The 12,710-nt window shown below is 30.6% G+C and carries 13 protein-coding genes and 1 other annotated feature; all 13 genes read left to right on the forward strand.

Going from position 1 to position 12,710, the window contains the following annotated elements:
• Window positions 1–6 precede the first annotated feature (6 nt).
• The 13 genes from RYO54_RS09455 (at window position 7) to RYO54_RS09515 (ending at window position 12,696) form a co-directional block, all read left to right on the forward strand.
• Entirely contained in the window at window positions 7–1,275 is a 1,269-nt protein-coding gene (locus tag RYO54_RS09455) for a replication-associated recombination protein A (protein ID WP_315118182.1), read from the forward strand.
• 190 nt (window positions 1,276–1,465) lie between these two features.
• Window positions 1,466–1,900, forward strand: a complete 435-nt coding sequence (locus RYO54_RS09460) for an Rrf2 family transcriptional regulator (RefSeq protein WP_315117986.1) — start codon at window positions 1,466–1,468, stop codon at window positions 1,898–1,900.
• 4 nt (window positions 1,901–1,904) lie between these two features.
• Window positions 1,905–3,098 (forward strand): cysteine desulfurase NifS, encoded by a 1,194-nt coding sequence (gene nifS, locus RYO54_RS09465; RefSeq protein WP_315117988.1) that lies wholly within the window; start codon window positions 1,905–1,907, stop codon window positions 3,096–3,098.
• A gap of 2 nt (window positions 3,099–3,100) precedes the next feature.
• Window positions 3,101–3,532, forward strand: coding sequence for a Fe-S cluster assembly scaffold protein NifU (nifU, locus tag RYO54_RS09470; RefSeq protein WP_315117990.1), 432 nt, complete (start codon window positions 3,101–3,103; stop codon window positions 3,530–3,532).
• Window positions 3,533–3,671: 139 nt separating this feature from the next.
• A complete protein-coding gene (mnmA, locus tag RYO54_RS09475) occupies window positions 3,672–4,739 on the forward strand; it encodes a tRNA 2-thiouridine(34) synthase MnmA (RefSeq protein WP_315117992.1) in 1,068 nt (355 codons plus the stop codon).
• Between the two features lie 132 nt (window positions 4,740–4,871).
• A complete protein-coding gene (locus tag RYO54_RS09480) occupies window positions 4,872–5,366 on the forward strand; it encodes a PRC-barrel domain-containing protein (protein WP_315117995.1) in 495 nt (164 codons plus the stop codon).
• Window positions 5,366–6,385 carry an AI-2E family transporter gene (locus RYO54_RS09485; RefSeq protein WP_315117998.1) on the forward strand — a complete coding sequence of 340 codons (1,020 nt, stop codon included), beginning with the start codon at window positions 5,366–5,368 and terminating at the stop codon, window positions 6,383–6,385. The genes RYO54_RS09480 and RYO54_RS09485 overlap by 1 nt, the downstream gene beginning before the upstream one ends.
• Before the next feature lie 75 nt (window positions 6,386–6,460).
• Window positions 6,461–6,635: a binding site (T-box leader), on the forward strand.
• A gap of 69 nt (window positions 6,636–6,704) precedes the next feature.
• Window positions 6,705–9,344, forward strand: coding sequence for an alanine--tRNA ligase (alaS, locus tag RYO54_RS09490; protein WP_315118000.1), 2,640 nt, complete (start codon window positions 6,705–6,707; stop codon window positions 9,342–9,344).
• Window positions 9,345–9,421: 77 nt separating this feature from the next.
• Entirely contained in the window at window positions 9,422–9,673 is a 252-nt protein-coding gene (locus tag RYO54_RS09495) for an IreB family regulatory phosphoprotein (protein ID WP_399549300.1), read from the forward strand.
• Window positions 9,674–9,729: 56 nt separating this feature from the next.
• Window positions 9,730–10,143, forward strand: coding sequence for a Holliday junction resolvase RuvX (gene ruvX, locus RYO54_RS09500; protein WP_315118004.1), 414 nt, complete (start codon window positions 9,730–9,732; stop codon window positions 10,141–10,143).
• Between the two features lie 19 nt (window positions 10,144–10,162).
• Window positions 10,163–10,432 carry a DUF1292 domain-containing protein gene (locus RYO54_RS09505; protein WP_315118006.1) on the forward strand — a complete coding sequence of 90 codons (270 nt, stop codon included), beginning with the start codon at window positions 10,163–10,165 and terminating at the stop codon, window positions 10,430–10,432.
• A 127-nt stretch (window positions 10,433–10,559) separates the two neighbouring features.
• Complete coding sequence (locus RYO54_RS09510) at window positions 10,560–11,009, forward strand: Fur family transcriptional regulator (RefSeq protein ID WP_315118008.1); 450 nt, start codon at window positions 10,560–10,562, stop codon at window positions 11,007–11,009.
• Between the two features lie 19 nt (window positions 11,010–11,028).
• A complete protein-coding gene (locus tag RYO54_RS09515) occupies window positions 11,029–12,696 on the forward strand; it encodes a ribonuclease J (RefSeq protein ID WP_315118011.1) in 1,668 nt (555 codons plus the stop codon).
• Window positions 12,697–12,710 lie beyond the last annotated feature (14 nt).

Below are 12,710 nucleotides of genomic sequence, written 5' to 3' on the forward strand. Positions count from 1 at the left end.
TTGAGTATAGCACCTTTAGCAGAGAGAATAAGGCCAACAGAACTAAATGAAGTAGTTGGCCAAAAACATATTTTAGGTGAAAATAAAATTTTAAATAGAATAGTAAACTCAGGAAGAATATCAAATATGATATTCTATGGACCACCTGGTGTTGGAAAGACTACAGTAGCAAACATAATAGCGAAAAAAACTAATAAAAGCTTTTACAAACTAAATGCTACCAATGCTTCATTAAGTGATGTAAAGGAAGTTATATCTAGTACAAATACCCTAATGGGGATGAATGGAGTGCTATTATATTTAGATGAAATACAAAATTTTAACAAGAAGCAACAACAGTCTTTATTGGAATATATTGAAAATGGCAAAATAACACTAATTGCTAGTACTACTGAAAATCCATATCACTATGTTTATAAAGCCATACTTAGCAGGTCTACTATTTTTGAGTTTAAAATGTTAGTTAAAGAAGATATAATACAGGGGTTAAGAAGGGGATTAGCTATAATAAAAGATGAAATAAAAAATCATGTTATAGTTAAGGATGAAGCATTAGATTACATGGGAGAAGTTAGTGGTGGTGATTTAAGAAAAGCATTAAATGGATTAGAAGTGGCAATTTATTCTACTCCACCTAATTCTTGCAGTGAAATTATTATTGATTTAAATACAGCGATGGATTCTACTCAAGGTAAAATATTAAACTATGATAAGTCAGGAGATAGCCATTATGATGTATTAAGTGCTTTTCAAAAATCTATAAGGGGAAGTGATGTGGATGCTTCCTTACACTATTTAGCTAGATTAGTTGAAAGTGGCGACTTAATCTCCATTTGCAGAAGATTATTAGTTATAGCTAGTGAAGACATAGGATTAGCTTATCCTAATGCTATCACTATCGTTAAAAGTTGTGTTGATTCTGCAATGCAATTGGGGCTACCAGAGGGAAGAATACCTTTAGCACAAGGGGTTATACTTCTTGCTACATCTCCCAAGTCTAATTCTGTTATATCTGCCATTGATAAAGCTATGAATGACTTAAAAACTAAAGAAATAGGAGATATTCCATCTCATATAAAAGATAGCCACTATTCTGGTGCGGAAAATTTAGGTAGAGGAATTGGTTATAAATACCCTCATAACTATAAGAACAATTATGTAAAACAGCAGTATTTGCCGGAAGATATTAAGGATACTGTATACTATAATCCTGGTAATAATAAGATGGAAGAACAATTTTCAAATTACATAAAAAGTCTAAAAAATTTAAAATAAAGAAAGAATAATTAATTTAATTATAAGGGGTAAAACCCCTTTATAATTTTTTGTGTTTATTTGTTTATAAATTAACAAATTTTATAGTAAAATTTACTGATTTATAGTTGACAGTTTTACTCTGATTTGATATTATAATCTTGAAATTATAGTAAAGCACTCAACATTAATTACTCAAAGGGGTGATTACATGAAATTATCTACAAAGGGTAGATATGGGGTAAAAGCTATGGTGGATTTAGCTATCAACTATGGTGATGAGCCCGTTTCTATAAAAACAATATCAGAAAGACAAAATATATCTGAGTACTACTTAGAACAACTTTTTGCTGTACTCAGAAAAGGAAAAGTAATAAAAAGTATTAGGGGAGCACAAGGGGGATATATTCTTAGTAGGGACCCAAGACATATAACAATTGGTGAAATTATAGAATTATTAGAGGGACCTGTATCTTTATCAGATTGTATTACCGAAGATAGTTGTGAAAACAGCAATTGTTGTCCAACGAGACTTCTTTGGGTAAGAATAAAAGAAAGTATAGAAAATGTAACAAGAACAACAACCTTACAAGATTTAGTAGACGACAATAATAGATTAAAAAGCTCTTCACGAAAGGAGAAATAATAAAATGGAAAGAAAAAATGTTTATATGGATTACGCAGCAACTACATATACGAAGCCTGAGGTGTTGGAGGAAATGCTCCCATATTTCACAGAGAAATTTGGAAACCCATCTTCAAAATTTTATTCTATTTCACAAGAGCCTATAGCTGCTATAGATGAAGCTAGAGAAAAAGTTGCTAAAGCTATTAACGCTAAGAAGGATGAGATATTCTTCACAGCTGGCGGAAGTGAAGCAGACAACTGGGCTATTAAAGGTGTGGCTTTTGCTAACAAGAATAAAGGCAATCATATAATAACTACTAATATTGAACATCATGCAGTATTATACACATGTCAATATTTGGAGAAGCAAGGTTTTGAAGTTACTTATTTACCTGTAGATGAACAGGGATTAATTAAAATAGAGGATTTTAAAAATGCAATAAAAGATACTACTATATTAACTACTATGATGCTTGCTAATAATGAAGTAGCATCAATACAACCTATAAAAGAAATAGGAAAAATTTGTAGAGAAAAGAAAATCATTTTCCATACAGATGCAGTTCAGGCCATTGGACATATACCTGTTGATGTAGAGGATATGAATGTTGACTTATTATCTATAGCTGCTCACAAATTCTATGGACCTAAAGGTGTTGGAGCCCTTTATATTAGAAAAGGAATTAAAATTGACAATTTAATACACGGCGGTGGTCAGGAAAAAGGAAGAAGAGCGAGCACTGAAAACGTACCAGGAATGATAGGTATGGGTAAAGCTATAGAGCTTGCAGTTTCTGAATTGAAGGAAGAGAGCGAAAGATTACTAAAACTAAGAGAGAAATTAATAAATGGTGTAATGGAAAGAATACCTCACACTAAGTTAAACGGTCCAACAGGGGAAAATAGACTTCCAGGTAGCGCTAACTTTAGCTTTATTGGAATAGAAGGGGAAGCATTACTACTTTCCTTAGATTTTGAAGGTATTTATGCTTCAACTGGTAGTGCATGTGCATCAGGCTCACTTGATCCTTCTCATGTATTACTAGCATTAGGATTACCACATGAACTAGCTCATGGTTCTTTAAGACTTTCAATGGGATCAGGAACTACTGAAGAAGAAGTAGATTATGTATTAGAAGTTTTACCTAAGATAGTGGAAAGACTTAGAAATATGTCACCATTATGGGAAGATTTCGTTAAGAAGGGAGAAAAATAATTATGGTATACAGTGAAATAGTTATGGATCATTTTAGAAACCCAAGAAATGTTGGTGAAATTCAAGACGCTAATGGTATTGGAGAAGTAGGAAATGCAAAATGTGGAGACATTATGAAGATATACTTAAAGGTTGAAAAGAATGTTATTCAAGATGTTAAATTTAAGACCTTTGGTTGTGGTTCAGCTATAGCTTCTTCAAGCATGGCAACTGAACTTATAAAGGGTAAGACAGTTGATGAAGCGTGGGAATTAACTAATAAAGCGGTGGCTGAAGCATTGGATGGACTTCCACCAGTAAAGATGCATTGCTCTGTTTTAGCTGAAGAAGCTATACATGATGCAATTAACGATTACAGGAAATCAGTAGGATTAGAACCTTGGGCAACAAAACATCATTCCGAACATATTCATGAAGAAGTACACGGAGAATAATTAAACGGAGAATAATTAATTAGTTGAGAGTAGAAAATTGAAAGTTGATTTTCAACTCTCAACTTTTATGTTTTAATTAATATATTAATGTAAAATTAATTGATATCAATTTAAATATTATGAAGAGTTAGGTGAAGTTATGAAAAAGAAAGTATTTGTAGGGATGAGTGGAGGAGTAGATAGCTCTGTTACAGCTCACCTTTTGAAAAAACAAGGATATGAAGTAGTTGGAATGACTATGAAGGTTTTCCCAGGAAATAAATGTAATAATGGATTGACTGAATCAGAGATGATAATAGAAAATGCTAGAAAAGTATGTGAGGATTTAAATATAGAATTTGTAGCTGTGGATTTAATTGAAGAATTTAATGATAAGGTAGTAAACTATTTCATGAATGAATATGTAAATGGAAGGACGCCAAATCCCTGTGTTCAATGCAATAAGTACATAAAATTTGATGTGTTTTTAAAAAAAGCTCTAGAATTAGGAGCTGATTATATTGCCACTGGACACTATAGTAAGGTTAAGAAAGTGGAGGATAGATATTTAATATATAAAGGGGATGACGAAAGAAAAGACCAAAGCTATATGTTTTATAATTTACAACAACATCAATTAAAGCATGTGTTAATGCCTTGTGGCGATTATACAAAGCCTCAAATAAGAGAGATTGCTAAAGAAATTGGATTAGAAGTGCATAATAAAAAAGATAGTGAAGAAATTTGTTTCATTCCAGATAATAATCATGGAAGATTTATAGTAGAAAATTATAAAGGAAATATACCGGAAGGAGAGTTTGTGGACAAGAATGGTAATGTTCTTGGAAAGCACAAGGGACTAATTCACTATACCATAGGTCAAAGAAAAGGATTAGGTATAGCCTTAGGTAAACCAGCATTCGTTATAGATATAATTCCCTCTAAAAATCAAGTAGTAATAGGAGAAGAAGAGGAAATATTTAAAAGAGAACTTATTGCCAAAGATTTTAACTTCATACCTTTTGATAAATTAGAAAATAAAATGAGGGTGGAAGCAAAGATAAGATATGCTGCAAAACCTTCACCAGCAACTATAGAAATATTTGATGGCAATAAACTAAAAGTTATTTTTGATGAACCACAAAGAGCCATTACTAAAGGCCAGTCTGTAGTTTTTTATTTAGAAAATCTTCTTCTAGGTGGAGGAATTATCGATAGTATATCTTAGTTAGATTAATAAATATAAGTGAAGTTACAATTAGTAGCTTCACTTTTTTATTTTTATAGACTAAATACGAGGGATATTTTTAAAATATAGGGTAAAAATAAGTATAATCTTAACAAAAAATGGAGTGATAAGGTGTATAGGAAAAAAGACTTTTTATTCATGGATGTCTTTGATATAAATGGAAAAAACATAGGATGCATAAAGGATTTATTAGTTGACTTTAATAATGGAGAAGTTTTAGGATTTTCTATTATTTCCTATAGGATTTTTCAATCCTCTCAATATATATTAAAAGAGGATATTATATCCTTTAATAAACATATGGTGGTATCAAAATGTAGGAAAGGATGTTTAACTCAATTAAGCCATATTAGATTAATGGATGTTATTGATCTGAATGGAAATATAATAGGAACATTAGAAGATTTAATTTTTGAAGGAAAGAATTTTATTATAAATGGTATAGTGCTATGGACAGGTTATTTGACAAGTTTAATTTATGGTAAAAAAATTTTGCTAGTTAAAGACATACTGCTAGGTGATGACTCAATACTTTATTTTGGTAATAAGGATACACTATCTTTTTCAAATATACCTAATACACTGGTATTTAAGGATATAAAATAATGAAGTTAAACATTATCAAATATAAAAATATAATTATTATATTGGGAATCATTGTATTCTTATTCCTATTTAAATTTAAAATTACTAAGCAAATATTTTTTGTACTATTTTTATCATTCATATGTTCTTATATATTAAGACCCTTATATCAAAAGTTAATTTCCATTGGAATTAATAAAAGTTTTGCAGCATTTTTGTTGATTATGGGGTTGATTTTAATACTAGTAATAAATATATTATTTTTAATTCCTATACTAATGAAAGAAACCTCAAGTATTGGGGACGCAATATATCAATTAGAAGAAGTAATAAATGGAGTTTACAATAAAATAAAGCCAATTAAAAATAATAGATTATTCTATAATGCATTGCAAAATTTATATTTAAAAGCAAATTTAACAGTAGATAATATATTTAATAATATATTTGAAAAAACTTTAAAATTGGGTGAGAGCTTTTTTACTTTCACATTAGTCCCCATATTAGCCTATTATTTTTTGGTGGATAGTAAAGATATATATAAAGTAGTTATAACATTATTTCCCTTAAAAAGTAGAAAAGTTTTAAAAAAAATACTAGAGGATATAGATAAAATTTTATGTAGATACATAGTAACTCAAGTAATATTATCAATAATAATTTGGATAATAACTTTTATTTTATTGGTTTTATTAAAAGTTCAATTCCCTTTTATGTTATCTTTTTTAAATGCTTTCTTTAATATAATACCTTATTTTGGACCGGTATTTGGAGCCTTACCAGCGATTATAGTTGCACTGTTAAAATCACCTTATACAGCGCTTTGGACTGCAATAAGCCTTTATTTATTACAGCAGCTGGAGGGAAATATAATATCTCCTAAAATTATAGGAGATAACATCAGTATTCACCCATTAGTAGTAATAATATTGCTCTTATTAGGAGGGAAGCTTTGGGGATTTTTAGGTATGATATTAGCAGTTCCTATAGGAGTGATAATTAAAGTGATATATGAAAACTTAAATTATTATATTTTTTAACAAAAAATGACCAAAAGTAAAGTTCAAGTATTGACATAAAAGAGTTTTTTATTTATAATCTTTATCAAAATGAATAATTTGGCTATGAAAAAAATGAGTAAATATTCTCTGCTATAAAGAGAGGAAGTGGATGGTGAAAACTTCTTAGTATAGATATTGAAGGCTATTTTGGAGCCATAGTAATTTAAAGAGATATGAGCATTAGCTTATATAAATAGGGTGGTACCGCGGATAGGCTTTCGTCCCTTGGATTCGAAGGCTTTTTTTGTTGCGTAAAATTTAATTAAGGTAAAATACATAAAATACGGAGGAGATATTTATGAAAAAAATGGGCTTAAATGAATTGAGAGAAGCGTATTTAGAATTTTTCAGAAGCAAAGAACATTTAACACTACCTAGCTTTCCATTAGTGCCTAAAAATGATAATAGTTTACTATTGATAAATGCTGGTATGGCTCCATTAAAGCCATACTTTACAGGAGTTCAAACTCCACCAAAGACTAGAATAGCCACTTGTCAAAAATGTATAAGAACTGGAGACATAGAAAATGTAGGAAAGACATCAAGACATGGTACTTTCTTTGAAATGTTAGGGAATTTTTCTTTTGGAGACTATTTTAAAGAGGAAGTAATTCCATGGGCTTGGGAGTTTGTAACAGAAGTTTTAAAATTACCTAAAGATAAGTTATACGTAACTATATACCTAGATGATGATGAAGCATTTGAAATATGGAAAAATAATACGAATATAGATTCAACTAGAATTTTTAGACTAGGCAAAGAGGATAATTTCTGGGAAATAGGTCAAGGGCCTTGTGGACCATGTTCTGAAATTCACTTCGATAGAGGAGAAGGAAAGATTACCACAGTAGAAGAATTTTTAAAAGCTGCAGATGAAGATAGGGTAGTTGAATTTTGGAATTTAGTATTCACCCAATTTGATAAAGATGAACTTGGCAACTATAATAAATTAGCTCATCCTAATATAGATACCGGAATGGGATTGGAAAGAATTGCAACAATAATGCAAGGGACAAATAGTATTTTTGAAGTAGATACAATAAAAGCTATATTAGAAGAAGTAAGTAAAGTATCAGGTGTGGAATATGGTAAAGATAGAAATAATGACATTTCTCTAAGAGTTATTACAGACCATATTAGAAGTGTTACCTTTATGATTGGAGATGGAATATTACCGTCCAACGAAGGTAGAGGATATGTTTTAAGAAGATTGCTTAGAAGAGCTGCAAGACATGGCAGACTTTTAGGAATAAATCATATTTTCCTTCACCAAATATGTGAAATTGCTATTTCGAACTCTTATGGTGCATATCCAGAGTTAAAAGAAAAAGAGGATTATATTAAAAAAGTTATAAAATTAGAAGAAGAGAGATTTGGAGAAACCATAGATGCTGGAATACAAATATTAAATGATTATATTGGAGACATAAAGAATAGTAATGAAAAGATATTATCAGGAGAAAAAGCATTTAAGCTTTATGATACCTATGGATTTCCGTTAGAATTAACAGAGGAAATCTTAGAAGAAAAGGGAATTAAACTTGATATAGATGGATTTAATAAGGAAATGACTGAACAAAGAGAAAGAGCAAGAGCTGCAAGAGAAGAATCAAACTACATGGGAGCAGAAAATACTATATTAAATAAACTTCCAAAGGAATTAGAAACAGAATTTGTAGGATATGCTAAACTAGATATAGAATCAAAAATAACTTTTATGATTGTGAATGATGGAGCTGCTACTTCTATAATGGAAGGGGAAGAAGGAGTAATTATAACTGAAAAAACTCCTTTTTACGCTGAAATGGGAGGACAGATAGGAGATACAGGATTTATAATAGGGAAAGAAGGAAAGGCAGAAGTTTTAGATTGTAAGAAGAACTTAGCCGGAAAAACCCTTCATTTCGTAAAAGTTCTCCAAGGAAAGTTAGAAAAAGAAGAAGAGGTCAAATTAGCAGTTGATGATATGAGGAGAAATAATATAAGAAAAAATCATACAGCTACTCATATCCTTCATAAAGCACTTAAAGAAATATTAGGAGAACATGTACAACAAGCAGGTTCTTATGTTGATGAGGAAAGATTAAGATTTGATTTTAATCATTTTACAGCTTTAACAGAAGAGGAATTAAAGACTCTTGAAAAATTAGTTAACAATAAAGTAATGAGCGTATTGCCTGTAAAAACTAATATAATGACTATAGAAGAAGCTAAAGAAAAGGGTGCCATTGCATTATTTGATGATAAGTATAAGGAAGATGTAAGAGTTGTATCTGTAGGAGAATTTAGTAAAGAACTTTGTGGAGGAACTCATGTAGGAAATTCAGGAGAGATTGGATTATTTAAAATTATCTCTGAAACAGGAGTTGCAGCAGGAATTAGAAGAATAGAAGCTTTCACTGGAATAAATGCAATAAATTATATGGAAGAGAAAGAAAATGTAATAAAAAATCTTGCACATATATTAAAATGCGGAGAAAAGGATATAATAAATAAAGTAAATGCACAAACAGCCGAAATTAAAAATAAAGACAAAGAAATGAATGAATTAAAAAAACAATTAGCTAGTGGAGCTGAAGATGAACTTCTAAATAATTTAAAAGAAGTAAATGGAATCAAATTAATCTCAGGTGTAATAGATGATATAGATGGAGATGCACTAAGAGATTTAGGAGATAAACTAAGAGATAAAATAGTAGATGGGTTAGTTTTACTTGGTAGTATAAATGAAGGTAAAGTTCAATTTTTAGCTATGGCATCTAAAAGTGCAGTAGCAAAGGGTGTGCATTGTGGTAAGATAATAAAAGAAGTTGCAACTGTTGCTGGTGGCGGCGGTGGAGGAAGACCTGATATGGCGCAAGCAGGAGGAAAGTTGCCAGAGAAAGTTAAGGAAGCTATACAAAAAGGAGAAGAGTTGGTAGCTAATTTATCAAAATAGTATACATTTTTACAATAATACTATATAATATACTTAAGCTATTCACTTCTTACATATAGTAAGCGGGGTGAGATATGATGGTAAATGATCATACTATACAATTTGACGTAGTAAAAAATAAAGAAGATTTGACAAAACAAATACTTACAGAAGTTTATGCTTCATTAAAAGAAAAGGGATATAATCCAGTAAATCAAATGGTAGGATACTTAATATCTGGAGATCCAACTTATATTACAAATTATAATGGAGCAAGAACTTTGGTTAGAAAATTAGAAAGAGATGAGATTCTAGAAGAGGTGTTAAAAAGCTACTTAAATATTAAATAAAAATGCCTATTAAGGCATTTTTATTTTTAAATCGTACATAATAAAGGGAGATGGCTATGAGAATTTTAGGTCTTGACGTAGGAGACAAAACCATAGGAGTTGCTATAAGTGATCCATTAGGATTTACAGCTCAAGGAATTACCACTATCAAGAGGAAAGGAATTGAAAGAGACATAGAAGAGGTTAAATCAATATGTTCTCAATATGCTGTAGAAAAAATAGTAGCTGGGTTACCTAAAAATATGAATGGAACTTTGGGACCTCAAAGTGAAAAGGTAATGGAATTTTGTGATATTTTAAAAGAAAGTCTTTCACTAGAAATTATTATGTGGGATGAAAGACTTACTACTGTGGCAGCTCATAAGGCAATGCTGGAAGCAGACTTATCAAGAGCGAAAAGAAAAAAAATAGTAGATAAAATAGCGGCTACCTATATATTGCAAGGATATTTGGATAGCATATTTAAATAAATTTTAGAGGAGAATTATTATGGAGAATGATGTAACTACAATCGTATTGACGGATGAAGATGGAGAAGAAATTGAGTTTGAAGTACTTACAAAGCTAGATATAGAAGAAAATGAATATGTAATAGTTGTACCAGTAGGAGAAGAGACAGATGAAGCAGTAGCTTTAAAAGTTGAAAAAGACGAAGATGATAATGATATATTAATAACCATTGATGATGAAGATGAATTCGCTTTAGTAGCTGAAGCATATGATGCATTATTTTCAGAAGACGATAATGAACTAAATTAAAATAATAAAAAGCTATGTGAGCTCAACATAGCTTTTTATTATTTTATTAAATGATTATCAATTGACATTAATTATATTTAATAGTTATAATAGACTATGATATATTTTTATGAAATGGGGTATTAACATGGGAGAAAACTCTTATATTCAAATTGATAGATTAAAAGATACTTTAAAAGAGAAAGGTTATAAGTTGACACCTCAAAGAAGAGCAATCGTAGATATAATAATTAAAAGTCAAGGGGAACATTTAACCACGGAAGAATTATATAACCTTGTGAAAAAAGAATGCCCTGAAATAGGATTAGCTACTGTATATAGAACGGTACTGTTATTAGAAGAAATGGGCATAATAACTAAGTTGGACTTAAACGATGGTTGTAGTAGATATGAATTAGTAAATGAAGATGAAAATCATCATCACCACCATCTTATATGTACAGAATGTGGCAAGGTTATAGAAGTTGAAGGAGACCTTTTAGAAACTTTAGAGAATAAAATAGAATTAAAATATAAATTTCAAATAAAAGATCATAGCTTAAAATTCTATGGTTTATGCAGTGAGTGCTCAAAATAAAAAATAAAGGAGGGAAAAGATGAGGAAGGAAAAAGACAAAGTAAGGATTATTCCATTAGGAGGACTAAATGAAATAGGGAAAAATTTAACAGTAATAGAATATAAAAACGATCTAATTCTCATAGATTGTGGATTAAAATTTCCTGATGAAGAAATGCTAGGCATTGATTTAGTTATACCTGATATTAGTTATGTTGCAAGACATAGGGATAAAGTTAAAGGAATATTTTTAACCCATGGTCATGAAGATCATATAGGTGCACTTCCTTATATATTAAAAGAATTGAACGTTCCAGTGTATGGTACAAAGCTTACACTAGGCATTTTAGAAACAAAATTGAAAGAGCATAACCTATTGAGCAGTGTTAAACTCAACTGTATTAAACCTAGAGATTTCATAAAATTAGATGATATTTCCATAGAGTTTATAAGAACTAATCATAGCATTGCAGATTCAGTAGCAATTGCTATCCATACGCCTGTGGGAGTTATTCTTCATACTGGCGACTTTAAAATTGATTACACCCCAATTGATGGATGTGTAGCGGATTTAGCAAGATTTGCGGAACTTGGAAAAAAGGGTGTAACAGTTATGATGGCTGATAGTACAAATGTTGAAAGGCCGGGTTATACCATGTCAGAAAGCACCGTAGGGGAAGCTTTTGAAGACATATTCTCTACAGCCACAGGTAGAATTATAGTTGCTACCTTTGCCTCACACATACATAGAATTCAGCAAGTAATAAGCGCTGCTAATAAGTATGGTAGGAAAGTAGCTTTCTCAGGAAGAAGTATGGAAAACATAGTAGAAGTGGCAAAGGAATTAGGATATATTGATGAGGCTAATGAAATAATAATTGACATAGACCTAATAAATAAATATCCTAATAATAAAGTAGTTATTATTACCACAGGAAGTCAAGGAGAACCTATGTCAGCCCTTTCAAGAATGGCTGCTTCAGAGCATAGAAAGGTAAACATTATTCCAGGAGATATGGTAATAATCTCAGCTACTCCTATTCCCGGTAATGAAAAACTTGTATCCAAAGTGATTAATCAGCTTTTTAAAAAAGGTGCAGAGGTAATATACGAAACCTTAGCAGACGTCCACGTTTCGGGACACGCCTGCCAAGAGGAGTTAAAATTAATGCATACTTTGGTAAAACCTAGGTTTTTCATACCAGTTCATGGAGAATATAGACACTTAAAACAGCACATTGAATTAGCTACAAAATTGGGACTACGTACTAACAATGGAATAATAGCTGAAAATGGAGATGTAATAGAAGTTACTAGGGATTCAATAAGAAAAAATGGAACGGTATCTTCAGGTCATGTATTCGTAGATGGACTAGGAGTTGGAGATGTAGGAAATATAGTATTAAGGGATAGAAAACATTTATCACAAGATGGTATATTAACAGTAGTTGTAACCATAGAAAAAGAATCAGGTTCTGTAATTGCAGGTCCAGATATAATATCAAGAGGATTTGTTTATGTTAGAGAATCAGAATATTTAATGGAAGAGGCAAGGAATATAGTAAGAGATGCCCTAAGAGAATGTGAAGAAAAACATATTACAGAATGGGCAACCATAAAATCAAATATAAAAGAATGTCTTAGAGTATTTTTATACGAAAAAACTAAGAGAAAGCCAATGATATTGCCAATAATAATGGAAATTTAATTTTATGGGAGGGT

This window comes from uncultured Clostridium sp., from assembly GCF_963515715.1.
GTDB lineage: Bacteria > Bacillota > Clostridia > Clostridiales > Clostridiaceae > Clostridium_AW.